This is a genomic window from Collinsella sp. OF02-10 (assembly GCF_003463445.1).
In the GTDB taxonomy this organism is placed as follows: domain Bacteria; phylum Actinomycetota; class Coriobacteriia; order Coriobacteriales; family Coriobacteriaceae; genus Collinsella.
In genome coordinates this window covers 39,606-64,563 of the sequence record NZ_QSCW01000007.1, presented here as the reverse complement: position 1 = coordinate 64,563, position 24,958 = coordinate 39,606, and the positions used below count along the sequence as shown (strand labels likewise).

Annotated in this window: 21 protein-coding genes, 1 other RNA gene and 1 riboswitch; of the genes, 9 read left to right on the top strand and 13 right to left on the bottom strand. The window is 59.9% G+C overall.

Annotated elements, in window-relative coordinates:
- The 3 genes from DXA43_RS05025 to DXA43_RS05015 all read right to left on the bottom strand — a co-directional run bounded on the left by DXA43_RS05025 (nucleotide 1) and on the right by DXA43_RS05015 (nucleotide 3,466).
- The gene (locus DXA43_RS05025) at nucleotides 1-579 is read right to left on the bottom strand and encodes a xanthine phosphoribosyltransferase (protein WP_117765859.1); all 579 of its coding nucleotides are present in this window, start codon (nucleotides 577-579) and stop codon (nucleotides 1-3) included.
- Nucleotides 580-736: 157 nt separating this feature from the next.
- On the bottom strand, nucleotides 737-2,041 hold the full coding sequence (locus DXA43_RS05020; RefSeq protein WP_117806440.1) for an MFS transporter: 1,305 nt from the start codon (nucleotides 2,039-2,041) through the stop codon (nucleotides 737-739).
- Nucleotides 2,042-2,182: 141 nt separating this feature from the next.
- Entirely contained in the window at nucleotides 2,183-3,466 is a 1,284-nt protein-coding gene (locus DXA43_RS05015; RefSeq protein WP_117806439.1) for an O-acetylhomoserine aminocarboxypropyltransferase/cysteine synthase family protein, read from the bottom strand.
- Nucleotides 3,467-3,700: 234 nt separating this feature from the next.
- Here DXA43_RS05015 and DXA43_RS05010 point away from each other — a divergent pair, with 234 nt between their 5' ends.
- Nucleotides 3,701-4,147, top strand: a complete 447-nt coding sequence (locus DXA43_RS05010) for a C-GCAxxG-C-C family protein (RefSeq protein WP_117806438.1) — start codon at nucleotides 3,701-3,703, stop codon at nucleotides 4,145-4,147.
- 67 nt (nucleotides 4,148-4,214) lie between these two features.
- On the opposite strand, the gene DXA43_RS05005 is transcribed toward DXA43_RS05010, so the two are convergent.
- The 3 genes from DXA43_RS05005 to rpsA form a co-directional block, all read right to left on the bottom strand.
- Nucleotides 4,215-4,853 carry a YigZ family protein gene (locus DXA43_RS05005; RefSeq protein WP_199580529.1) on the bottom strand — a complete coding sequence of 213 codons (639 nt, stop codon included), beginning with the start codon at nucleotides 4,851-4,853 and terminating at the stop codon, nucleotides 4,215-4,217.
- A 213-nt stretch (nucleotides 4,854-5,066) separates the two neighbouring features.
- Nucleotides 5,067-5,428, bottom strand: an RNA gene (rnpB, locus tag DXA43_RS05000) — RNase P RNA component class A.
- A gap of 341 nt (nucleotides 5,429-5,769) precedes the next feature.
- The gene (gene rpsA / locus DXA43_RS04995; protein WP_022095232.1) at nucleotides 5,770-6,936 is read right to left on the bottom strand and encodes a 30S ribosomal protein S1; all 1,167 of its coding nucleotides are present in this window, start codon (nucleotides 6,934-6,936) and stop codon (nucleotides 5,770-5,772) included.
- 315 nt (nucleotides 6,937-7,251) lie between these two features.
- On the opposite strand from rpsA, the gene DXA43_RS04990 reads away from it, so the two are divergent.
- A complete protein-coding gene (locus tag DXA43_RS04990) occupies nucleotides 7,252-8,010 on the top strand; it encodes an HAD family hydrolase (RefSeq protein WP_117806436.1) in 759 nt (252 codons plus the stop codon).
- On the opposite strand, the gene DXA43_RS04985 is transcribed toward DXA43_RS04990, so the two are convergent.
- Nucleotides 8,007-9,326, bottom strand: a complete 1,320-nt coding sequence (locus DXA43_RS04985; protein ID WP_117806435.1) for a serine dehydratase subunit alpha family protein — start codon at nucleotides 9,324-9,326, stop codon at nucleotides 8,007-8,009. The two genes, DXA43_RS04990 and DXA43_RS04985, sit on opposite strands and share 4 nt — an antisense overlap.
- Before the next feature lie 271 nt (nucleotides 9,327-9,597).
- On the opposite strand from DXA43_RS04985, the gene rpiB reads away from it, so the two are divergent.
- Nucleotides 9,598-10,065, top strand: coding sequence for a ribose 5-phosphate isomerase B (rpiB, locus tag DXA43_RS04980; protein WP_035138007.1), 468 nt, complete (start codon nucleotides 9,598-9,600; stop codon nucleotides 10,063-10,065).
- A gap of 176 nt (nucleotides 10,066-10,241) precedes the next feature.
- Here the strand turns inward: rpiB and ndk are convergent, their stop codons facing one another.
- The 3 genes from ndk to DXA43_RS04965 form a co-directional block, all read right to left on the bottom strand.
- On the bottom strand, nucleotides 10,242-10,646 hold the full coding sequence (gene ndk / locus DXA43_RS04975) for a nucleoside-diphosphate kinase (protein ID WP_055251725.1): 405 nt from the start codon (nucleotides 10,644-10,646) through the stop codon (nucleotides 10,242-10,244).
- A 384-nt stretch (nucleotides 10,647-11,030) separates the two neighbouring features.
- Nucleotides 11,031-12,461 carry an argininosuccinate lyase gene (gene argH, locus DXA43_RS04970; RefSeq protein ID WP_117806434.1) on the bottom strand — a complete coding sequence of 477 codons (1,431 nt, stop codon included), beginning with the start codon at nucleotides 12,459-12,461 and terminating at the stop codon, nucleotides 11,031-11,033.
- Between the two features lie 421 nt (nucleotides 12,462-12,882).
- A complete protein-coding gene (locus DXA43_RS04965; RefSeq protein ID WP_035138001.1) occupies nucleotides 12,883-14,109 on the bottom strand; it encodes an argininosuccinate synthase in 1,227 nt (408 codons plus the stop codon).
- Nucleotides 14,110-14,269: 160 nt separating this feature from the next.
- Between DXA43_RS04965 and DXA43_RS10365 the strand changes: the two genes are divergently transcribed.
- Nucleotides 14,270-14,704 (top strand): hypothetical protein, encoded by a 435-nt coding sequence (locus DXA43_RS10365; protein ID WP_147344721.1) that lies wholly within the window; start codon nucleotides 14,270-14,272, stop codon nucleotides 14,702-14,704.
- Complete coding sequence (locus DXA43_RS04960; RefSeq protein ID WP_117806433.1) at nucleotides 14,664-15,491, top strand: Cof-type HAD-IIB family hydrolase; 828 nt, start codon at nucleotides 14,664-14,666, stop codon at nucleotides 15,489-15,491. The genes DXA43_RS10365 and DXA43_RS04960 overlap by 41 nt, the downstream gene beginning before the upstream one ends.
- A 345-nt stretch (nucleotides 15,492-15,836) precedes the next feature.
- On the opposite strand, the gene polA is transcribed toward DXA43_RS04960, so the two are convergent.
- A complete protein-coding gene (gene polA / locus DXA43_RS04955) occupies nucleotides 15,837-18,581 on the bottom strand; it encodes a DNA polymerase I (protein WP_117806432.1) in 2,745 nt (914 codons plus the stop codon).
- Between the two features lie 166 nt (nucleotides 18,582-18,747).
- Between polA and DXA43_RS04950 the strand changes: the two genes are divergently transcribed.
- Nucleotides 18,748-20,145 (top strand): aminopeptidase, encoded by a 1,398-nt coding sequence (locus DXA43_RS04950; protein WP_117806431.1) that lies wholly within the window; start codon nucleotides 18,748-18,750, stop codon nucleotides 20,143-20,145.
- Between the two features lie 104 nt (nucleotides 20,146-20,249).
- Nucleotides 20,250-21,059 (top strand): YaaA family protein, encoded by an 810-nt coding sequence (locus DXA43_RS04945; RefSeq protein ID WP_117806430.1) that lies wholly within the window; start codon nucleotides 20,250-20,252, stop codon nucleotides 21,057-21,059.
- Nucleotides 21,060-21,099: 40 nt separating this feature from the next.
- Here DXA43_RS04945 and DXA43_RS04940 read toward each other — a convergent pair whose 3' ends face one another.
- Nucleotides 21,100-21,615: a hypothetical protein gene (locus DXA43_RS04940; protein WP_117736398.1), complete on the bottom strand. Its 516-nt coding sequence runs from the start codon at nucleotides 21,613-21,615 to the stop codon at nucleotides 21,100-21,102.
- A gap of 63 nt (nucleotides 21,616-21,678) precedes the next feature.
- Nucleotides 21,679-21,794: riboswitch (TPP riboswitch) on the top strand.
- Between DXA43_RS04940 and thiC the strand changes: the two genes are divergently transcribed.
- Both thiC and thiD read left to right on the top strand, forming a co-directional pair.
- On the top strand, nucleotides 21,787-23,121 hold the full coding sequence (gene thiC / locus DXA43_RS04935) for a phosphomethylpyrimidine synthase ThiC (protein WP_099431544.1): 1,335 nt from the start codon (nucleotides 21,787-21,789) through the stop codon (nucleotides 23,119-23,121). Its footprint overlaps the riboswitch before it by 8 nt.
- A gap of 177 nt (nucleotides 23,122-23,298) precedes the next feature.
- Entirely contained in the window at nucleotides 23,299-24,129 is an 831-nt protein-coding gene (gene thiD, locus DXA43_RS04930; RefSeq protein WP_117806429.1) for a bifunctional hydroxymethylpyrimidine kinase/phosphomethylpyrimidine kinase, read from the top strand.
- A 145-nt stretch (nucleotides 24,130-24,274) separates the two neighbouring features.
- Here the strand turns inward: thiD and DXA43_RS04925 are convergent, their stop codons facing one another.
- A complete protein-coding gene (locus DXA43_RS04925) occupies nucleotides 24,275-24,886 on the bottom strand; it encodes a pentapeptide repeat-containing protein (protein WP_117779347.1) in 612 nt (203 codons plus the stop codon).
- Nucleotides 24,887-24,958: the final 72 nt, after the last annotated feature.

Below are 24,958 nucleotides of genomic sequence, written 5' to 3'. Positions count from 1 at the left end.
TTAGGCGAAGGTGATCTCGCCGGTATCGCAGTCCATATCGGCGATACGGGCTAGGCTTTCAACGCGGAAGCCGCGCTCGCGGAGCTTATCGCCACCGCCCTGGAAGCCCTTCTCCACCGCAATGCCAATGCCGGATACCTCGGCACCTGCAGCCTCGCAGATCTTGATAAGACCCTCGAGCGCGCAGCCGTTGGCCAAAAAGTCGTCGATGATCAGGACCTTATCGCCCTCGGACAGGAAGCGCTTGCCGACGATGACCGGGTACTCCTTCTGCTTGGTAAAGGAGTAGATGGTCGTGGCATACTGCTCGCCGTCGAGGTTGATGGACTGTGCCTTCTTGGCAAAGACCACCGGCACGCCGCCAAAATGCTGGGCTGCAATGCAAGCCATGCCAATGCCCGAAGCCTCGATCGTCAGGATCTTGTTGATCTCGACGCCCTCGAACAGACGGGCCCACTCGGCGCCCATGTGGTCGAACAGCTCAACGTCGCATTGGTGGTTGAGGAAGGCATCAACCTTAAGGACGTTACCGGCCTTTACGATGCCGTCATGGCGAATACGATCCTCAAGCTCCTGCATGGCGCAACCCCTTCTCGCGGCAAGGATACCGCGCGATTAATAAACGTTGTTCGATAGTCTACCACGGACCGACCCCCGCCCGCCCCACAAGCCGCATCGCACCACAAACCAGTCTTTTTGGGACGGCGCGAATCGTGGCAGACAGCCTCCCAACACGCTAATGGCGGGCGCGCATCTTCACCAAACGCACCATGGCAAGCGCAAAGCCCACAGCGGCCACAGCCATAAGCACGTAGAACACCGAGCGAAAGCCGAATAGGAATACATCCGGACGGCCTGCAACAAAACTGGTCACGGCCTCGCCCATCGCTACGCTCATCTGCCCATAGAGGGTATGCGAACCTGCCGTAATACCCAGCGCCATGCCCGCATAGCGCGCCAAGCTGCCCAAGCTACCTGCAAAGCCGAGTGCCTCGCGCGGAGCCGAGCCCATATACAGCGAGTTATTGGGGCTCTGGAAAATCGACGTGCCGCACGACATAAACGCGACGCAGCACACGATCACAGGGATGGAAGAGTACTCGTCGAGCGTGCTTACCGCAAAAAGACCGCATACGTACACGCCTAGGCCGACCGCCGTGGGACCCTCGCAGCCAACACGGTCCGAAACCGTACCCGAAAGCGGGCCGATAAAGGCATTCACCATCGGCAGCGCCAAAAAGAGCAATCCGGAAATGTCGGAACCAAATCCGTGGGCGTCCTGAAAATAGAACGGCAGGATAAACTCTGATGCGCCAATACCAACGAACACGATGAGCATGCAAGCAAGGTTGATGGTGAAGGCCGAATTTGCAAAGCAGCGACGAGCGGCCTCGATCAGGGACATGGGGCGCTCGCCGGCCTCCGGCTTAACATGCGGTAGTGTATAGAGTCCCACGATAAACGAGATGACGCCAATGGGCAGGTTGATGAGGAAGATGCTCTCCCAGGGAAAGCTTGCCACCAGCATGCCGCCGAGCACGGGGCCGCACATCATGCCGAGGGCCACGAAGGTCGCGAGAATACCCATGGCACGACCGCGCTCGCGCGCCGGAAACGACTCGGTGATGATACCCATGTTGTTAGCCATGGCCGCCGCGCAACCGACGCCCTGAACAATGCGTGCCAGGATAAGAACCTCGAGCGAGGCCGAAAGGCCGCACAGCAGCGAACCGACCGTAAAGACGATGACGCCCAGCTGAAACACATTCACCTTGCCGCGCACGTCGCCCAGACGGCCAAACGGCAACATAGCCACGCAAGTCGCAAGCAGATACACCGAGCTTACCAGCTGAATGCGATCGAGGCCCACGCCCAGCTCCTTCTGCATCACGGGCAGCGCCACGGTCACGACGGTCGAATCCAGACACACCATAAACGTCATGATGAGCACCGTAAACAGAATCGCCCATTTGTTCTTGCCATGGGTGTCGCCCTCTAGGGCAATGTGCTCGCGGCGCAGCTGCTCTGCAGTTTTCTCCATATCCATCCTTTCGAGTGGTGCAACGCAAAAACGGGGCCCCAATCGCCTGCGAACAGTCGCGATTGGGGCCCCGCCTACGGAATCGGAACTATATGTCAACAGAACCCCAAGAGGCTCCGTCGCTTCATACAAGAAGCTAGCCTAGCACTGCTCGAGCGCCTGCTCAAGGTCGGCAATCAGATCGGCCGTGTCCTCGAGGCCGCACGACAGGCGCACCATGTCGGCGGAGATGCCGCAGGCGATGAGCTCCTCATCGTTCATCTGACGATGCGTGGCATTAGCGGGATGCAGGCAGCAGGTGCGAGCATCGGCCACATGCGTGGCGATCTGGGCGAGTTTAAGGCTCTTCATAAAGGTCTCGGCCGCCGCGCGACCACCGTTAAAGCCAAAGCTCACGACGCCGCAGGTACCGTTGGGCATGTACTTCTGAGCCAGGTCATAGTACTTATCGCCCTCCAGGCCCGGATAGCTCACAAAGCGCACCTTGGGATGGCTCTGCAAGAACTTGGCAACGGCAAGGCCGTTCTCACAATGACGCGGCATACGCACATGCAGGCTCTCGAGCGAGCTGTTCAGGAAAAACGCCGCTTGCGGGTTCTGCATGGGGCCGAGGTCGCGCATGAGCTGAGCGGTTGCCTTGGTAATGAAGGCACCCTCGCGACCGAACTTCTCGGCATAGGTCACGCCGTGATAGCTCTCGTCGGGCGTGGTGAGACCCGGGAACTTGCCTGCATGGGCCATCCAGTCAAACTGGCCGTGATCGACGATCACGCCACCCAGGTAGGCCGCATGCCCATCCATGTACTTGGTGGTAGAGTGCGTGACGATGTCGGCGCCCCACTCAAAGGGACGGCACATCACGGGCGTCGGGAAGGTGTTGTCGACCATCAGCGGCACGCCGTGGTCATGCGCGGCCTTGGCAAAGCGCTCAATATCGAGCACGGCAAGGGCGGGGTTGGCAATCGTCTCGCCAAAGACGAGCTTGGTATTGGGCTCAAAGGCTGCCTCCAGCTCCTCATCGGTGCAGTCGGGGGCGACAAACGTGCAAGTCACGCCCATGCGGCCCATGGTGTGGGCGAGCAGGTTATACGTACCGCCGTAGATAGCAGAGCTCGCGACCACGTGATCGCCGGCACCGGCCACGTTAAAGATCGCGAGGAAGTTCGCGGCCATGCCCGAACTCGTGAGCATCGCAGCGGTGCCGCCCTCCATCTCGCAGATCTTGGCGGCAACCAGATCGCACGTGGGATTCTGCAGACGGCTGTAGAAGTAGCCCGACTCCTCCAGGTCAAACAGCTTGCCCATGTGCTCGGACGTGTCGTATTTCCACGTGGTGGACTGGTAGATGGGCACCTGGCGCGGCTCCGCGTCGCCCGGGTGATAGCCGCCCTGAACACATGTAGTACCGATGGTCTGCTCGCTCATATCCAACTCCCTTACTTGGGTTTTGTTTTTATTCGGTTCACGATACCGCTACCCCGCACCCCTCTCAACCCATCCCGCCGATAGGTTATGGGACAAATTAATCAGGTTTATTTGTCCCAAATCTTAAGAAAGTGTTCGATGGCGAAAAACAATGAGATATGCACTGCGGTCTCGATAAGCGAATGCGCCAGCAAGGGTACCATAGGCGGGTACACCGCAATCAAGGAGACACGGATGAAGCAGATTGATACCACTCAGCTCAACACTGCCACCTGCCAGGCTCAGGCTGCCGAATACCACGCCCGCGGCTTTAACTGCGCGCAGGCCGTCGCCTGCACGCTCGCGCCCGCCGTCGGGCTCGACCCCCAGGTCGCCTTTACCCTCACCGAGGGCTTTGGCGCCGGCATGGGCGGCATGACCGAAACCTGCGGCGCCATCTCGGGCGCCGTGGCCATCATGGGCTTTGTAATGAGCGACGGCATGGAAAACCCCAAGACCAAGGGCCAGACCTACAAGCTGTCGCGCGAAATCGCCAAGCGTTTTGGCGAGAAGAACACGACGACCGTCTGCGGCACGCTCAAGGGCGTCGGATCGGATAAGGGTCCGCTCCGCAGCTGCCCCGGTTGCATCGACGATGCCGTCGAGATCGCCTGCGATATGCTAAAGCAGCTCGCCGAGTAAACGGTAGCAACAGAAAACGACGGCCGGCACGCTTGAGATCCATCCAAAAGCACGCCGGCCGTCGCCGTTAGAACTCGGCAAATTCGGGAGCGCCGACCTCAATCTCCTCACGCCCCGCCATAAGCTCGCGCATCTTAGCGCAAAACGGCTCCTGCTCCCCCGCTTTAAACACTAAATGAATCGTCACGGCATCCGCGTAATCGGTATCCGAAACCTTGGCACCCGAATCCTGCGCCAAACGAAGCACCTGCTCGTATTGCGGATAGGCCACACGCACATCAACCGGCACGACGCTCGTCATCTCGACGATCTGCCCGGCCTCCTGAGCCGCGGCCACCGCCACCTGCGTCGCCGCGGTATATGCGCGTACCAAGCCACCAGGCCCCAACAGCGTGCCGCCAAAATAGCGCGTCACCACGCAGCAAACATTTTTGAGCTCTGCGCCGCGCAGCACCTCGAGTGTCGGCATACCGCTCGTGCGGCTCGGCTCACCGTCATCGCTCTGGCGCTCGCGTCCATCGACCAAAATCCACGCGGGAACATTGTGTCGAGCGTCGTAATGACGCTTGCGAACCATCTCGATAAAGGCATTCGCCTCATCCTCGGACTCAATATGGATCAGCTGGGCAATAAACCGACTCTTGCGGTCCACAAACTCGCCCGAAGCCTCAATATTTGATTGCAGAGTAAAATAGCTGTCCAACAAAGCCCCTCAACAAAACTAAGCGCGGCAACAAACAGCCTCAATAATACGATAACCCTAGTAAAAAGAATGGCAACGCCGATGATTCCGTCAACGAAAGCGAGAACCCGTCAGCGCGAGCAAGGTGCCTTGAAAGCCGAGGGCATTGACCTTATGGTCATGCCCGAAGGTTTGAAAGGCAGATTGCCGCGCTGACGGGTTCGCAGCGTCAACAAAGTGCCAAGTGGGCCGATAAGCCGGGTTCTGTCGTGAACGGTCATTTATCTTGTCTGCACGTTACCATGCAGCTCCACGCACGCTACCCGAACGCGGACCGGGCCGGCCCATAGCGTTCCTATTCGCGCTTGCTCCGGATGGGGCTTGCCAAGCCGCCGTGTTGCCACGACGCTGGTGGTCTCTTACACCACCGTTTCAGCTTTTCCCTTTACGCCTTGCGGCGCAGGTGGGAGTCTTCTTTTCTGCGGCGCTTTCCGTCGGATCACTCCGCCCGGCCGTTAGCCGGCATCCCGCCCTCTGGAGCCCGGACTTTCCTCACGCGTGCTGCAAGCAGCACATCGCGCGACCGTCTGGCCCACTCAGCAGTGCAAGAGTGTAGCACACCGTTGCCGCAGGCAATGGCACAACACAAGCGTTCGACACGATAAACCAAGAACCACCCATGCGCTACAATAGTTCCGTCGATGGGCAACGTCGTCAGTCGAGACGCGACCGCGCTCCGCACCCCTCCGTCTACTCGGTGCGTTCCCGCCTCCTCCCCGAGGCGGGATGTCGGCATTTTTTCATGCACCGAAAACCCAATAGCCTGTGGACAGCCCGGCAGCATTGCGCGCGGACGACATCGCGCACCTCAGCAGCAAATGCAAAAAGGGACCCGTCCATTACGGACGGATCCCTTAAAACAAGTGATCGTCAAACCGATTTACTCGGCGTCGGTCTCCTCGTCCTTCTTCTCGGAAGGCAGCGGGGTAACCTCGATCTCAACGCCCAGAGTCTCAGCAGCGGACTTCATGGACAGGGAGATACGACGACGGTCGAGGTCGATCTCCATGACCTTGACCTGAACCTTGTCGCCCACGTGGGTAACCTGAGAAGGCTGGTCGACGTGTTTGTTGGCCATCTCGGAGATGTGCACCAGGCCCTCGATGCCCTCGCCCAGGTCGACAAAAGCGCCGAACGGGACAAGCTTGGTCACAGTGCCCTCGACGATAGCGCCGACGGGGTACTTCTTGACCAGTGCGCGCCACGGATCCTCGGTGGTCTGCTTGAGACCCAGGGAGATGCGCTCGCGGTTGAGATCGACGTCGAGAACCTCGACCTCGACCTCCTGGCCGACCTTGACAACCTCGGAAGGATGGTTGACGTGGTTCCAGGAGAGCTCGGAGATGTGGATGAGGCCGTCGATACCGCCGAGGTCGACGAAGGCGCCGAAGTCGACGATGGAGGAAACGGTGCCCTGGAGACGCATGCCAGACTTGAGCTTGGACAGGATCTCGGAGCGCTCGGCCTTACGGGACTCCTCGAGCACGACGCGACGGGAGAGGACGACGTTGTTGCGGTTGCGGTCCATCTCGATGACGCGGGCCTCGATGCGGGTGCCCATGTAAGAGGTGAGGTCCTTGACGCGACGGAGGTCGACGAGGGAAGCGGGCAGGAAGCCACGCAGGCCGATGTCGAGGATCAGGCCGCCCTTGACAACCTCGATAACCTCGCCCTCGACGTTCTCGCCGGAGTTGAACTTCTCCTCGATGCGGTTCCAAGCACGCTCGTACTCGGCACGCTTCTTGGACAGGACCAGACGACCGTCCTTGTCCTCCTTCTGGAGAACGAGGGCCTCGATGGGATCACCGAGTGCAACGATGTCTGCAGGGTTAGCGTCCTTGCGGATGGACAGCTCGCGGACCGGGATAACGCCCTCGGACTTAAATCCGATGTCAACGAGCACCTCGTCATGCTCGATCTTAACGACAGTGCCGTTAACGAGATCGCCCTCATCAAAGTCGGTAATCGTACCGTCGATGAGGTTGTTCATCTCCTCCTCGTTGACATCGTCAAGAGAGAAAATGGACGAGTTCTGAATCTCACTCAAAGGTGGACCCCTTTCGAACTACGGGGCCCCGATTGCTAGGACCTACAGAAGGGTGCGACAAGCACACAACGTTTAGGAACACTCGGGAGCCGACAGATACTGATGTGACGCTTATGCAATCACGTCCGTATAGATTACGGGGAAATCACTTCGATTTCAAGCGCGAACTGCGATTTTTTACTCGTGTGGAGACTTTTTCGTAATCTTATGAACACACGTCTCCGCAACTTGACGATAACCAGCCAGGCATTCGGCTTTGGGGTAAAGTATCCGGAGCCAACGATTCTAGATCGATTTTTCGAGAAAGGTGCCCGCGTGCTCAAAGCAGTCGTTTTCGATATGGACGAAACGCTTCTTAGCATCAACCTCAACGCGTTCATCCTTCGCTATTTTAAGGATGTCTCTTCGATGCTCGCGGATATCGGGCGCCGCAGCCGCGGTGGCACGATGGCACGCCTCGGCACCATCCTGGTCGACCTCAACGCCAATCGCCGCAGCGGCACGGACAACCGCACCAATCTTGAGTTTTACCAAGAAGAGGTCGAGCGCCGATGCGGGATTTGCCTCTCGGACCCACTTATCTACGAGGCGTTTACCTACTACGACCGCGAAGTTCTTCCGTACAAGAATGACGAACTCATCAACGCCCATGCCATGCCGGGCGCACACGCCGCGCTCCAGGCCGTACAGGACGCAGGGCTGCGCTGCGCGCTCTTTACCAACCCCAGCTTTCCGCAGGGGGCCATCGAGTGCCGCATGGGTTGGGGCGACCTGGCCGACGCCCCCTTTGAGCTCGTCACGCACATGGGAAACGCCACCCGCTGCAAGCCTGATGCCACCTACTATCTAGAGCAGCTTCAGGTGATGGGGCTCGAACCGCACGAGGTCCTTATGGTGGGCAACGATCCCAAACGCGACTTCCCTAGCCCCGCCTGCGGCATTCAGACTGCCTATGTAGGCCAGGGCAAGCCCAACCGAGTCACCTGGCGCGGAACCATGGAAGGCTTCGCCCGCGACTTTAACGCCGTAGTAGAAGCCTTCTACGAACACCAAGTAGCGGAAGAATTGTCCTAACAGACTCGAGTCTTGCCGATCATGATGTTGAGGATCTCGACGTCGGTGTCCTTCATGCCCACGCGGCCTACGTAGCCCATACTGGCGATTGTCTGCTCAACGGTATCTTGGATCAGGCCCTCGCCGGCGCGGAAGCCGCGACCCTGCATGGCCATATCATGGCCCAGGATCGCCGCATCGACGGCAGCCGAAATCTTGGCGGCGCAACTTGCCTTGGCGCCATCGCACACGATGCCGCCCACGTTACCGAGCGTATTGGAGACCGTAGCACCAATCTGCTCGCGCGTGCCACCACACAGCCAGGTAATTGCGGCACCGGCACCGCACGCGGCGCAAATTGCACCGCAAAACGCCGAGAGCGCACCAATATAGCTCTTGATGTGCACGGCAATAAGGTCGGACAGTATCACGGCGCGCACCAGACGCTCGTGGTCGCAGCGCAGGTAGTCGGCATATTCCATGACGGGCAGTGCGCAGGTAATGCCCTGATTGCCCGAGCCGCACACAATGGCGACCGGCAGCGCGCAACCGTTCATGCGGGCGTCGGACCCGGCGGCCGCACGGGCACGGGCACGGCAGGCGACGTCATCGGCACGAGCACCCAGCAGCGTACGACCCACCTCGGCGCCCCAAGCGTGCGCAAGGCCCTCGGCACTGATTGCGCCATTCAGCTCAATCTGACGCTCAACGGCAGCGCGGGCGCCCTCAATGTCACCGTCCTCGATAAAGTCGATGATGGAATCAATGGACATGGGCGTATCGGCGTTATCTGCCGCACGCTCGGCCACCACGCGCTCGGCGCAGGCGGCGCACTCCCCCGCCGACTTGCCGCATACCGGAATACCATCGAGCGTATGGCACGTGACATTAGTGTGGTGATCGGTAATCTCGACGACCGCGGTATGGCCCCCGGCCGTCGCAGTCACCTTGATGTAGAGGTTGGGCACACCCTCGACAAGCGACACATCGCAGTAGCCAGCGTCGGCGAGGAGCTCGGCCACGCGAGCGCGGTCTTCATCGTTAACGCTCTCGAGCACCTCGAGCGCGCTCTTAGCGTCGCCGCCCACGGCACCCAGCACGGCCGCGGCCTCAATACCGTGCATACCGCCCGAGTTGGGCACGGTCACGCTCTTAACGTTCTTGATAATGTTGCCCGAGCAGGCAACATCCATATGATCGGGTTCGCAACCGAGCGTCTGGCTCGCCAGCGCCGCTGCATAGGCAACGGCAATGGGCTCGGTGCAGCCGAGTGCACAGACAAGCTCGCGGTTCAAAACATCGCAAAACGCGGCATCACGGATGGAATCGGTAGGCATAGGTATCTCCTGCTTGCATAACGGGCTGGACTCTCAAAAAAGTTGGCTCCTTTATTTGATAACAATGCATCAAAAACCGCAACCACGGTTCCGGCGGACGGCGTTCAAGCGCAATCTGACGGCATTCATTCATGAAAAGCTAGTCTTGTTGCCTGCTAAAGCGTTTGACCAAAAAACGCCCGAGCGTTTACGCAAAAGTCGCGCTATCATGCAGTCGAACGCGGTAAACACCTTTAGCATTTGCGCCGCACAGACCAGAGAGGAACCATCCATGAAGATCGGTATCGGTAACGACCACGCCGCCGTCGAGCTCAAGAACATCATTTCCGAGCACCTGAAGGAGCGCGGCTGCGAGGTCGTGAATTTTGGCACCGACACCTCCGAGAGCTTCGACTACCCCATCGCCGGTTACAAAGTGGGCAAGGCCGTTGCCAACGGCGACGTTGACCTGGGTATCCTGATCTGCGGCACCGGCGTCGGGATCAGCCTGGCCGCCAACAAGGTCGAGGGCGTACGCGCCGTCGTGTGCTCCGAGCCCTTCAGCGCCAAGCTCTCGCGCATGCACAACAACACCAACGTGCTCGCCTTTGGCGCCCGCGTCGTTGGCTCCGAGCTCGCCAAGATGATCGTCGACGAGTGGCTCGACGCCGAGTTTGAGGGCGGCCGTCACGAGCGTCGCGTTAACCTCCTCAACGAGATCGACCACACGCGCGGCCTTAAGATCGTCGACGAGGCCTAAAGACTTACAAAGCCATACGCTAGCGCCAGCCCCCGCCCGGAAGAAACATCCGGACGGGGGCTCTTTAGTAGTTTTCTATGCGTTTACCAAAAATCTACCGGAATAAAAGGGCGCCGCGGTTGGAATTCCGCGGCGCCCAAGCCACACGCTAACAGCTTTAAGGAGTCAAAGCTGGTTTAGCCAAAGAAGCGCTTGATCTCGATCTCGGCGTTCTCCAGGCAGTCGGAGCCGTGGATCACGTTGGCGTTGACATCGACAGCGAAGTCGCCGCGAATGGTGCCGGGCGCAGCATCAAGCGGGTTGGTAGCGCCCATAAGGGTGCGCATCTTGGAAACAGCGGAGAGACCAGAAACGACCATCTTGACGACCGGACCGCTCGTCATAAAGTCGCAGAGACCGCCAAAGAAGGGCTTGTCGGCCAGATGGGCGTAGTGCTCCTCGACGGTAGCGCGCTCGAGCGTGGTCATCTCCATGCGCTCGATGACAAGGCCGCTGCGCTCAATACGAGCAACGATCTCGCCGATCTTGCGATCGCGCACCGCGTCGGGCTTAATCATGATGAAGGTCTTCTCGATAGCCATAAGGTAGCCTTTCAAGTAGGTTCGCGCGTGCCCAAGTCCCATTCCGGCACCCGCCTGGACTGCATCGTAACAGAGTTTTAGCTGCAGTTAAACAAAAAGCTGTTTATTGAAACGCTGCAATTTATTAAAGCGCTCCATATGTGTCACTTCTGTTTCGAAGCCCGATTAGAGTACCATCCGACCGCTCATCAACCACATGGAACAGAGCGGGCGGTCGGTTGCCACCCGCGAACGTACCCCCTTCACAACCTGCCCAAAGGTCCTACAGAAGTTCTCGACAAGCCCCTCCCCCATAGCAGCAAAATAGGGGCGCCCGCATCAGCAGACGCCCGTAAAGCTAAAACGATTTATCAATAAATGGACAATACGTCTTCAGCCAAACCTCTACTTTGCCCCGTGACCCATCTCGACAACCTTGGTTAGCGATCCAAACACGCCTTCGTCGGCCACGAGCTGCGCCTCGGCACGCTGCAGCTGCACGGCAACGGCGGCAGGGGCGGTACCGCCCTCGGTCGTGCGCGCGGCGACAATCGACGGGATATCGAGCGCCTCGGTAATATCGCGCTCAAAGAGCGGGCTTGCCTCCTGGAACACCTCAAACGGCAGGTCCTCAAGATTGCAGCCGCGCTTCTCACACATCAGGACCAGGTGCCCCACCACGGCATGTGCCTCGCGGAACGGTAGACCGCGCTTTGCCAGGTAATCGGCAACATCGGTGGCGGCAAGGTGCCCCACGCCGCACTCGCGCGCCATGGCATCCTCGTTGACGGTCCAGGTCGAAATCATTCCGGCCATAACGGACAGGCACTGCATGAGCGTGTGAGCGGTATCGAGCGCGCCCTCCTTGTCCTCCTGCAAGTCCTTGTTATAAGCGAGCGGCAGGCCCTTCATGGTTACCAGCAGCTGCACCAGGTTGCCGTACACGCGACCGCTCTTACCGCGGATAAGCTCGGCAAAGTCGGGATTCTTCTTCTGCGGCATGATAGACGAGCCGGTGGAGTAGGAGTCTGAAAGCGTGATAAAGCCAAATTCGGAGCTCGACCACAGCACGATCTCCTCGGAAAGACGCGACAGGTGCATCGCCATGACGGATCCGGCGTAATGCAGATCGAGCAGGAAATCACGGTCGGAAACCGCATCGAGCGAGTTGGGAATCACGCCCGCAAAGCCAAGTTCGGCAGCCGTCATCTGGCGATCGAGCGGATAGCTCGTACCGGCAAGCGCGGCAGCACCCAGCGGGCAGTTGTCAGCGGCATCAAAGGCGGCCTTCAGGCGCGTAAAGTCGCGCGCGAACATCCAGGAATACGCCAGCAGATGATGCGAGAGCAGCACGGGCTGAGCGTGCTGCATATGCGTGTAGCCCGGAAGAATCACCTTGTCGTACTTCTTGGCCGCATCCACCAGCACATGGCGCAGCTCAAGATTGGCCTCCATGAGCTCCTTGGCCAGCGCCTTGACGCCCAGGCGCGTATCGGTCGCCACCTGGTCGTTGCGCGAACGCCCAGTATGCAAGCGCTTGCCAGCCTCGCCGATACGACGCGTCAGCTCGCTTTCGATGGACATATGAATGTCCTCGTCGTTGATATCAAAGGTGAAGTTGCCGGCATCGATATCCTGTTCGATTCCGGTCAGGCCCTCGGCAATCGCCTGCTCGTCCTCGGCGCTGATAATGCCCTGGGCCGCCAGCATCTTGGCATGTGCCTTAGATCCGGCGATATCCTGCTTATAGAGATGTTTGTCAACCGGCAACGACGCGCCAAACTCCTGCGTGACCTCGGCCACTCCCGCCTCAAAACGACCGCCCCAAAGAGCCATGGAACCGTCCCCTTTCATCAAATCCCAAAACAAGCGCCCAAAGCAAGGCACCCTGTCGCTAAAGCGATTTATCAACCGCTAGTCTTACACATTCCCCACCGTGCACGGGAACATGCAGCTAATTTGCAAAGAAGTGACGCACCTGGCACTTGGCGCCCTTCGACTCCCGCCAACCGCATTGAACATAATGGATACTCCTCGGTTATATAAAAGTGTAAAGCCCTCAAATTGATAGAAAGAGCCCCGCCGGACAACCCCGGCGGGGCTCGGACTCAGCCGCAGGCGCGGCGTCATATATTCGGGCGGAACGTAGGGGCCACCGATGTTAAGAAGTGTCAGCAAGCATAACGAAAGGTAGGGACCCCATGCGCCCGTTATGTATCACGCGGATGGGCCGCGCGGATACCAAGGAAGAGAAGCCTTAGGCCTGGGCTGCAGCAGAGCTGGGACCCTGGACCTTAGCCCACGTCTTGAGCGACAGCGTGTCGATCTCGATAAAGCCGGCGCTGGCCTTCTCGTCAAACGTAGTGTCGCGGTCGTAGGTGGCCAGACCGTAGTCATACAGGCTAAACGGGCTCTTGCGGCCGACGACATGGCAGTTGCCCTTAAAGAACTTCAGACGGACGGTGCCGGTCACGAACTTCTGGGTGTCGGCCATAAAGGCATCGAGCGCGTTTTTGAGCGGGCTGTACCACTGGCCGTTGTACACGGCGGTGGCCCAATCCTGCTCGAGCTTAATCTTGGTCTTGAGCAGGTCGCCCTCGACGCAGATGTCCTCGAGCGCCTTGTGGGCGGTGATGAGCGTCAGGGCGCCAGGAACCTCGTAGCACTCGCGACTCTTGAGGCCCACCAGACGATCCTCGACCAGGTCGAGACGGCCAAAGCCGTTGTCACCCGAAATCTTGTTGAGGGCGATGACGATCTCGGAGAGTTTCATCTTCTTGCCATCGACGGCGACGGGCTTGCCCGCCTCAAACTCAATCTCGGTGTAGGTCGGGGTGTCCGGCGTGTCCTCGGGGTTCTTGGTCATAACCCAGGCGTCGTCGAGCGGCTCGTTCCAGGGATCCTCCAGGTGACCGCACTCGATGGCGCGACCCCACAGGTTGTCGTCGATGGAATAGGGGTTGTCGTTGGCGCCCTCGGGAACCGGCACGTTGTGGGCGTGAGCATAGGCAACCTCATCGGGACGGCACTTCAGATCCCACTCGCGAACCGGGGCGATAACCTTAAGCTCGGGGTCGAGGGCCTTGACGGCAGCCTCAAAACGAACCTGGTCGTTACCCTTGCCGGTGCAGCCGTGGGCGACGTAGGTCGCGCCAAACTCGTGAGCGACCTCGACAAGCTTCTTGGCGAGCAGCGGGCGAGACAGCGCGGAGAGCAGCGGGTACTTGTTCTCGTACATGGAGTTTGCGGCGATGGCCTTAGTCAGGAACTCATCGGAGAACTCGTCGCGCAGGTCGAGCACCTGGCAATCGAGAACGCCCAGGTCAAGCGCCTTCTGCTTCTTGGCATCCAAGCCGGTCTCCTCCTGGCCCACGTTGCCGCAGACGCAAACGACATCGAGATTCTTCTCGTCCTGGAGCCACTTGACACATACGGATGTATCAAGACCACCGGAATATGCGAGAACGACTTTTTCCTTGCTCATGGCTGTTTCCTTTCGCCCTTGGTAGCTAGTTAGAACATCGGTCAGTTGCAAGTCATTTCGAGGTCAAAAAACCGTGCAATATCAGGTTAAATAGCAAAAAGCAGCACAGCATGCCCTAGAAACATGTGTTTATATCGTGCTAAAACCCAACGACCTCAAAATGACTCTGTTGGGGCATTTCACCCCATACGAACAGAGACGATTGTTATCGTCGTCGGGAAATTGCGCGCTGGCGTCGGATGGCATTATCTGCAGTGGTGATGATCTTTACGAACTGCATCTGCCTCTCCTTTCACCTATCGCCGGGCGCAATTCTAATATCGTAAACGGTACCTTTTCTTCGGTAAGCGGTTGTATTTCCGTCTCCGTTTTCGATGGTCGCTATATTACGCTAAAGTGCCCGCAGTACAAGCGACAAATTCAAATTTCTGAAAAGTTTTTTCATTACTTTGTGAATGATGATGCAAATATGCGCCAATCCTGCGAAAATACGCCCGACTATCAAGTAGAGGGTCAATCACCCGAAACATTCTGGAAACCGAAAGGCGCGTTTTATGCAGACTTACGAATCAGACGCCAACATCGGCAACATTAAGATTCTCGCTGTCGATATGGACAAGACGTTACTGACCGACGAGCGCGTGCTGCCTCAGGGCCTCGACGAGCGCCTGGACAAGCTCGCCGAGGCTGGCATCGTGTTCTGCCCCGCCAGCGGACGCCCCGCCCCCAAACTCGAGGAGATGTTTGAGGACATCAAGAGCCGCATCGCTTTTTGCCCCGATAACGGCGCGTGCGTTATCTACCGCGGCAACTATATCTATAAGAGCACTATCGACGTGGCGCTGTATCAGCAGGTGCTCGCCCGTGCCTCGGAGGACCCGCGTGCCGTTCCCGTCTTGTGCTGCTACGACGAGTTCTATGTGCTCGCCCGCGACCATCAGTACCACGACGAGATCAGCGTGTACTACAACACGATCAACTACGTCGATAGCTTTGAGGGCCTTGATATCGAGTCCAACAAGATTTCGATCTTCTTCCCCGCCTACGATGCCGAGCCAGCGTTTCGCGAGGACTACAGCCCCGAGTTCTCGGACAAGCTCTACGTCACCAACGCCGGGCGCGAGTGGATCGACTTCATGAACCTGGGCGTCGACAAGGGGTCGGGCGTCGCGCACCTGTGCGACCACCTGGGCATCGATATCGCCGACGCCGCCGCCGTGGGCGACACCTACAACGATATTCCCATGCTCGAGCGCGTCGGGCATAGCTTTATCGTGGACAATGCCGAGGAGCACATGAACGCGCATGCCAAGTGGCGCATTCCGAGCAACAACGACGGGGGCGTACTGACGCTCATCGACGCCATCCTGGCGGCTCGGTAACGTGGCTCGTCGGACCTGGCCGGGCGGCGCGGATTAGTTTTTCGTTCGGTCAGGTCCTGGGCTCGCTCGGAAAGCACATTAAGTGCTTTCCGGCTCGTGCGGAATCTACGAAAAACTAATCCGCGCCGCCCGGCCAGGTCCTAGGTTTACTTTCCTGCCGCCAAGATGGCGTCTTGAGTGTCTAGATACTTAGCTGAAATGATTTGAGCAGAGGGGAGCCCCTTGTTGGAAGGGGCTCCCCTCTGTTTTGGTTACTGTGGGACAAATTAATCAGTAGTGTTTGTCCCAAATCTTAAGTATGTGGGGGCTTGCGTCTTGGGCGAGCTTGCCTTACGGAGTGCTTCCCTATTTCGCGTCGGCCCAGGTTATGCCGGTGCTGGCTTCGGCGATCAACGGTACGCGGAGGTCTACTACGTGTTCCATGACGTCGCGGACCATGGCGGTGAGGCGCTCGACTTCGTCGACGGGGCACTCAAAGTCCAGTTCGTCGTGTACCTGCAGGATCATGTGGGCGGCAAAGCCTTCTTCTTCCAAGCGACGGCTTACGCGGGCCATGGCGATCTTGATGATGTCGGCGGCGGTGCCCTGCATGGGGTGGTTCATGGCCGTACGCTCACCAAAGCCGCGGAGCTGTGGGTTTTTGGCCTTGAGCTCGGGAATATGGCGTCTGCGGCCATACATGGTCTCGGCATAGCCCGTCTGCTTGGCTCGCGCCACCACATTGTCGAGGAACGTGCGCACGCCCGGGTAGGCCTCGTAGTAGCGATCGATCATATCGCGCGCCTCGGCCATCGAGATGTGCAGCGACTGCGACAGTCCATAGGCCTGCTGGCCGTACACGATGCCAAAGTTCACGGCCTTGGCGCGGCTACGCAGGTCGGGTGTCACCTCGGACACCGGCACGCCAAATACGCGCGCGGCCGTCTCGGCATGGAAGTCCTCGCCCTCGTTGAAGGCGCGCACCAGGTGCTCGTCACCCGAAAGATGCGCGAGCAGGCGCAGCTCGATCTGCGAGTAGTCCACCGCCAAAAAGACGCTGCCCTCGCCCGCCGAGAACGCCGTCTTGACGGTACGCCCCAGCTCCGAGCGCGTCGGAATGTTTTGCAGATTGGGGTCGCTCGAAGACAAACGCCCCGTCGCGGTGATGGTCTGGTTGTACGTGGTGTGCACACGCCCGTCACCACGGCGCAGCGGGCCCAGCGTGTCCAGATAGGTCGACTTAATCTTGGACTTCTCACGCCAGTCCAAAATCAGGCGCACGATCTCGTGGTCGCGGGCAAGGTCGCTCAGCACCTTGGCGTTGGTCGAATAGTAGCCGCGCTTGGTCTTTTTGAGGCCCTTGGTCGGAAGTCCCATAACATCAAACAGCACGTGCGAGAGTTGCATGGGGCTGCCGATGTTAAAGGTCTCGTCGCCGGCCAGGTCGCGAATGCTGCGCTCGACATCGGCAATCTGGGTCGCCAGGCCCTCGGACAGACTGTGCAGGCGGTCGGGGTCCACGAGCATGCCCGCGCGCTCCATCTTGGCAAGCACCGGCACGAGCGGCATCTCGATCCCATCGAACACGTTGGCGGCGTTCTCGCGGGCCATGCGGTCACGCAGCGGTGCAACCAGCGCCAGCGTCAAGGCCGCCGTGCGAGCGGCGGGCGCAGGAGCGTCCTCGCCAGCACCCTCTGCGCCGCGCGCCGCAGGCAGCGCCATCTGCAGATAGGTATCGGCCAGATACACCTCGTCAAACTCGGAGCGGTCGGAATCCAACAGGTAGGCGGCAACAACGGTATCGAAGATGCGCGTGGAATCGACTGCCAGCGGATCCATGAGCTCGAGCTCAGAAGAATCGATGGGCGAAAGCTCATGCAAAAGCGCCTTCATATCCGGGCTCGCCACACGGCCTTCCATAAACAGACGCGCGAGCACGCCGGCAATCACGCCGTGGGCGAAGTTGAAGCCCTCAACCTCAGCCGCCGCACCGCTGTCGCCCTCCTCGAGCGCAAACAGGCCCTTGGACGTCGCCAACCACAGCGTGCGCGTCAGCCCAAAGAGCGCGCCCTCTTCCTTGTCATCGTCCACCACGGCGGCGACCCACTCGCCGGCATCAATCACGCGGGAGACCTCAGCCGCAACGGCACCAAGCGCGCCAGCATCGCCGGCGGCTGCGCGCAAAACGGCGGGAATCTCAAACGTGCTGGCAGCTGCCCCGCCCTCGCCGCCGATCAGCGCCAAGAAACGGTTCTGCATGGCGGTGATACCAAGCGTGCCCAGCGCCGCGGAAACCTCATCGGCGGAAAACGCCGGGAAGGACGTCGCCTCAAAATCGAGCTCAACGGGTGCATCGGTGCGGATGGTCGCCACCTTACGGCTCAGCAGCGCGTCGTCGATGTGTGCGCGCAGGTTTTCTCCCATCTTGCCCTTGACCTCGTCAGCATGCGCGATGACCTCGTCAAGGCTGCCGTACTGCGCGATGAGCGCACTCGCCTTTTTGGGGCCGATGCCCGGTACGCCGGGAATGTTGTCCGACGTATCGCCCTTCAGACCGTAAAAATCGGGCACGAGCGCCGGCGTGATGCCGTGATACAGGTCGTCCACGCTCTCGGGCGTCATGATCGCCACGTCGGACAGGCCCTTGCGAGTCGAGACCACGTTGACGTGCTCGGTCACGAGCTGATACATGTCGCGGTCGCCGGTCACCAGCAGCATGTCGCAGCCGGCCTCCTCGCCCAGGCGCGCCATGGTTCCCAGGATATCGTCGCCTTCCCAGCCCTCGGACTGCAAAATGGGCACGTTGAGCGCGGCGAGCAGCTCCTTGATCATGGGGAACTGCGCGTGCAGGTCGGGGTCCATGGGCGGGCGCTGCGCCTTGTACTGCGGCAGCATCTCCATACGCACGCGCGGCTTGCCCTTGTCAAACGCCACGACAACGCCGTCGGGATTAAAGGCATCGATCATCTTGAGGAACATGTTCAGAAAACCAAAGATCGCGTTGGTGGGGCGACCGTCCGGCGCGTTCATGGTCGGCGGCACGGCGTGGAAGGCGCGATGCATGAGCGAGTTGCCGTCGATGACGGCAAAGGTACGGCGCTTTTCAGACATATTGAATACCTCGCTTTGGGCTGGGCACGGTTTGCTCACACCAGTTTACACGCTCCCCGCCCCGCGGCCACCGCACATCAGGCTTCCCTGCCGCCGCGGGCCCGCGCGTGATACGATGGCTCACGGTACATCAACCAGCACGATCGATCCGAAAGGAGCCTGCGTCATGGAGCGTCCCAGCGCATGGAAAAAGTACACGCCACAGCAGATCGAGGAGCTCGAGGAGCTTTGCCGCGGCTATAAGCAGTTTTTGAGTGAGAACAAGACCGAGCGCCTGTGCGTCAAGGCCGGTATCAAGATGGCCGAGGAGGCGGGCTACGTCAATCTGGAGACCGTGATCGCCGAGGGCCGCGCGCTCAAGGCCGGCGACAAGGTGTACGCCGCCAACCACGGCAAGGACCTCATGCTCGTCAACCTGGGCACCGCCCCGCTCGAGCAGGGCTTTAACATCCTGGGCGCCCACGTGGACTCGCCGCGCCTGGACCTCAAGCAGAACCCCGCCTTCGAGGCCGGCGACATGGCTTATCTCGACACGCACTACTATGGCGGCGTCAAGAGCTACCACTGGGTCGCTTCCCCGCTCGCACTCGTGGGCGTCATCTGCAAAAAGGACGGCACCACCGTCGACATCAACATCGGTGACAAGGCCGACGACCCGGTCTTTACCATCTCCGACCTGCTGATCCACCTCTCGAGCGAGCAGATGGCCAAGCCCGCCAAGGACGCCGTCGACGCCGAGATCCTCGACGTGATCGTGGGCGGCCGCCCCGTCAAGTTTGACGAGGACGACAAGGACGCTCCCAAGGAGCCCGTCAAGCAGATGTTCCTGGATATCCTCAAGGAGCAGTACGACGTCGAGGAGGAGGACTTCCTCTCCGCCGAGATCGAGGTCGTGCCCGCCGGCCCCGCCCGTGACATGGGCCTCGACCGCTCCATGATTCTGGGCTATGGCCACGACGACCGTGTCTGCGCCTATCCGTCCATGCTCGCCCAGATCAACGTCGCCAACGTGGAGCGCACGAGCATCACACTCATCGTCGACAAGGAGGAGATCGGTTCCGTAGGTGCCACCGGCATGACGAGCCGCTTCTTCGAGAACACCGTCGCCGAGATCATGACGCTCGCCGGCGAGAGCAGCCCGCTGGCCCTGCGCCGCGCACTCGCCCGCAGCCGCATGCTCTCCTCTGACGTGTCCGCCGGCTTTGACCCGGGCTACGCCGGCAAGTTCGAGACCAAGAACGCCGCCTTCATGGGTCGCGGCCTGTGCTTCAACAAGTACACGGGCAGCCGCGGCAAGGGTGGCTCCAACGACGCCGACGCCGAGTACGTGGCCCTCGTCCGCGACATCATGGACGAGGCGGGCGTGGACTTCCAGACTTGTGAGCTCGGCCGCGTCAACGCGGGCGGCGGCGGCACCATCGCCTACATCATGGCCAAGTATGGCATGAACGTCATCGACTCCGGCGTTGCCGTCCTGTCCATGCACGCCCTGTGGGAGGTCGCCAACAAGGCCGACATCTACGAGGCCTATCGCGGCTACAAGGCCTTCATCGAGCGCGCCTAACCAACCCTTCATCAGTTGCGGTGAAATACGGACTAGACTGGCCCATAAACGGCCAAAACAGACCGTATTCCACCGCAACTTCTTTTTTTGGCAGAGGAGAGTCCATGCTGCAGGTCATCATTTCGCCCGCCAAGCAAATGCGCGCGGCCCAAGATGCTTTTGAAGTCCAGGGCATTCCACCCTTTGCGCACGAGACGGCTCGCCTCCACCGCGCATTGCTAGATATCGAGCGGAATGAAGGCAGCGGCGGCCTGCAGGCGCTGTGGAACGTGAGTGACAAACTGCTGGGGCCTTGCCTCAACACCCTGCGTGAGTTCCGGCCCATCCTGAATAACGGCGATCTCGACAATCCCGCACTCGCCCGCCGCATCTCCCCTGCCATCATGTCCTATCACGGCATTCAGTACCAGAGCATGGCGCCCGAGGTGATGGATTCCGCGCAGCTCACATGGCTGCAAGACCATCTATGGATCCTCTCCGGCCTCTACGGGTGCGTTCGCCCCTTTCATGCCGTCGAACCGTATCGGCTGGAGATGGGCGCAAAGCTTGCCGTCGACGATACCCGAGACCTCTACGCGTTTTGGGGCGACAAGCTCGCACGGGCTATCGCCCCGGCAGGTTCAAACACCACGATCGTCAACCTCGCCAGCGTAGAGTATGCCAAAGCCGTTCTGCCCCACCTCGCGGGCGACGCCACGGCCGTCACATGCCTCTTTGGCGAGGGTATCCGCAACGGCAAGCCCATCCAACGGTCGACCGCCAGCAAAAAGGCGCGCGGCTCCATGGTGCGGTGGATGGCAGAAAACAAGCTCGAGGATGTAAGCGGGCTCACCGCGTTTGATGTTGGTTATCGTCACTTTCCCGAGCTTTCAAATAAGAACACTTTGGTCTTCCTGAACGAACAGACCTTGTAGGACCACCGCTACTTTTGAATGTGCTGCCTAGGCACGGCGTCTATTCCGCCAAGCCGTCGGCTTTGGCAACTTCGTTTGTCGAGCCATCTTGGTAGGTAATCTTAACGTGCTCTACCTCGGACACCGCAACACCCGATGGGGGCTCCAAGCGCCATTCCGTCAGCGCGATATCCATCGTCGTGGGCACATCCCCTTGATCTTTGAGCTCGACCGACAGCGTCTTAAGCGACGCATCGAAGGTCACGCGCTCGATCTCTTCACCAGGAATGGAACCGCCGCTCAGCTGCAGCTGGACAAATCCATCGCGCGGATACCAATAGTCGCCCGGCGCGGCAACGGTATTGCCACCCGCGACCTTCACCGTCATTATCGGTAGGCTATCATCAGCCTCGAACTCCCATGCAGCGCCGCCGCGACCACCAAACGTCCAGATACAAACGGCAATCACCAGCACAGCAAGCACCGCAAAACCAATCGCGACAAGGCCATGGTGCGCACGGCTTTCCTCGGCCGATACATCCCATTGCGTCTCTCGATATAGATGCTTGTCTTCCATGTTCGCCTCCCCACAGGCACGCTCGTTAGGCCAATCGTACCCATTCGAGCTATACTTGAGCCCATTACATAAACGGGGAGCTTGCAGGACAAGACGGCAGGCTGAGACTGGGCGCGCCCGCCCTGACCCGCAAACCTGATATGGGTAATGCCAACGAAGGGAGCCGTGCCAATGAGCACACAGACCGAGCCCAAGCTCGTCACGCAAATCGACTTCGCCCGCGCCGGGCAGATCACGCCGCAGATGAAGGAAGTCGCCGAGCGCGAGCATCGCGACCCCGAGTACATCCGCGAGCGCGTGGCCGACGGCCGCATCGCCATTCCCGCCAACATCGTGCACATCAAAAAGGGCATGCGCGCCTTTGGTGTCGGCGAGGGCCTGTCTACTAAGGTCAACGTCAACCTGGGCATCTCGGGCGATAAAGCCGATGCCGCCGAGGAATGGAAGAAGGTCAAGATCGCCGAGGACTTTGGCGCCGACGCCATCATGGACCTTTCCAACTCGGGCAAGACGCGCCAGTTCCGCCAGCAGCTCATCGACGAGACGCCGCTCATGGTGGGCACCGTCCCCATGTACGACGCCATCGGCTACATGGAAAAGCCGCTGGTCAAGCTTACCAAGGATGACCTGTTCGAGGTCGTGCGCGCGCACGCCGAGGACGGCGTGGACTTTATGACCATCCACTGCGGCATCAACAAGTCGGTCACCAAGACCTTTAAGGAGACCGGCCGCTTGATGAACATCGTGAGCCGCGGCGGCTCGCTGCTGTTTGGCTGGATGGAGGTCACCGGCAACGAAAACCCCTTCTACGAGTACTTTGACGAGCTGCTCGAGATCTGCCACGAGTACGACGTGACGATTTCGCTCGGCGACTCCTGCCGCCCGGGCTGCCTCTACGACTCCAACGACGCCACCGAGACCGCTGAGATGATCGAGCTGGGCAAGTTGTGCAAGCGCGCTTGGGCTGCCGGCGTCCAGGTCATGGTCGAGGGCCCGGGTCACATGGCGCTCGACGAGATTGCCGCCAACATGAAACTGCAGAAGCGTCTGTGCCACAACGCCCCGTTCTATGTGCTCGGGCCGCTGGTGACCGATATCGGCGTGGGCTACGACCACATCACCGCTGCCATCGGCGGCGCCATCTCCGCCAGCTCCGGCGCCGACTTCCTGTGCTACGTGACGCCGGCCGAGCACCTGTGCCTGCCCAACGCCCAGGACGTGCTCGATGGCCTCATGGCCACCAAGATTGCCGCGCACGCCGCCGATATCGCCAAGAAGGTGCCGCACGCCCGCGACATGGACGACAAGATGGGCCAGGCACGCCGCAAGCTCGACTGGGATGCCATGTGGAAGTGTGCTCTCGATCCGGTCACCGGTAAGAAGCGCTACGAGGAATCCCCCGCCGCCACCGAGGGCACCTGCACCATGTGCGGCAAGATGTGCGCCGTTCGCACCGTCAACAAGGTGTTCGAAGGCACGACAATCGACCTCGGCATGGAGGACTAACGCGTCATCGGAGCCGCAATCGAACACAAGGTGCTCGTCAATTGTTGACGTGTGAACATTTGCTTATATTTACGTAAAGATTGCACCGCCCGCCCGGGATCGGCATACAGCCGGCCCGGGCATCTTTATAATGCGGATTGAAGACCCATTTGAATCCGATCGAACAAGGGAGCGAACATGGATCGCAGCAAGGTACCTGCCGTCCTGTCCATCGCAGGATCCGATTCCAGCGGCGGCGCCGGCATTCAGGCCGATATCAAGACTATCACGGCGCACCGTCTGTATGCCGAGACGGCCATCACGGCCATCACCGCACAGAACACCCTGGGCGTCACCGCCGTGCAGGACATCTCCCCCGATATTGTCGCGGCGCAGATCGATGCCGTCTTTGACGATATCCGCCCCAACGCCGTCAAAATCGGCATGGTCTCCTCTGCCGAGATTATCGAGGTTATCGCCGAGCGCTTGAGCGCCTGGGATGCGCAGAATATCGTCGTCGACCCCGTCATGGTTGCCACCTCGGGCGCTCGCCTCATCGCCGAGGATGCTGCCGAGGCGCTCACCCACTGCCTGTTCCCGTTGGCGACCGTTATCACGCCCAATATTCCCGAGGCCATGGCGCTGCTCGACTACGAGGTCGATTCCGAGCGCACGCAGCAAAACGCCGCCATGCTCCTCACCCGCCGCTTTGGTTGCGCATCCCTCGTTAAGGGTGGGCATCTTGTCAACGAGGCCAACGATGTATTGGCCGAACCCGCGCCACTCGATAACGAAGGCAACCATATGGGCGATCCGCTCACCACGTGGTTCCGCCACAAGCGCATCGAGACCGGCAACACGCATGGCACCGGCTGCACGCTTTCATCCGCCATCGCCTGCGCATTGGCGCAGGGCATGGATCTTGCCGACGCCGTCAACGCCGGCAAGGCCTACCTAACGGGCGCTCTCGCCGCCGGCTTTGACATGGGCAAAGGCTCCGGCCCTGTCAACCACATGTGGCAGTACTAAATAGCCAGTAACCTGCCAAAAAAAGACAGGCTACCTTGCACCAAAAACCGTCGCAACATTCGATGAAAATCGTGCAAACGCGAAAAATCATTAAATGTTGCGACGGTTTGATTTTAGATAGCGGTCGAGCAAAGGACCAGAGCGCCTATTCGTCGGCGAGTTGAATTCCCAACAAACCCGAGAGTGCCAGCGCCTGCTCGGCATTGACCGTCAAGCCACGCAACTCATGGTAATCGCCCGAAACAACGGGCGCCGCGAATGTACAACGCGATACATCCACGCCGGAAAGCGACGTCTTAAACACATCCATACGCGTCAGGTCACAGCCATCCAGGCGTATCTGACCCAGCTTGGCACCCTGAAACGCGGCCTCGGTCAAACGCGTGTCATGCGCAGCCATGGGGCCAATGCGTCCCTCCGAAAGGTTCGCATAGCTCAAATCGCACGATGTAAACGACACGCTCGACAGACGCGCCCTGAGCAAGTTGAGCCCCGGCGCCGAGCAGTCAACGAAGTCGCAGCGGTTGAGCCAGCAGCCTTCCATGTTGCAGCGGATAAAGCGGCAACCGCGAAACACCACGTCGCGAAACGTCGAGCCGCTCCAGTCAACGCTATCGAACTCGCAAGATCGGAACACGACGCCATCGAAGGTCGCGCCGTTCGCCACGTCGCAGGCAAGATCCAAATCCTCAAAAGCGGTATTGGAGACGAGCTCATCGCCCTCGGCAAAGAGGTCGATGAGCTCGTCCATGCCCATATGGCAGCCAATCCGTTCGTTTACCCGGGCAAAACCACCACAAAGGTGCCTGCCCCCTTTGCGGTGGCTTGG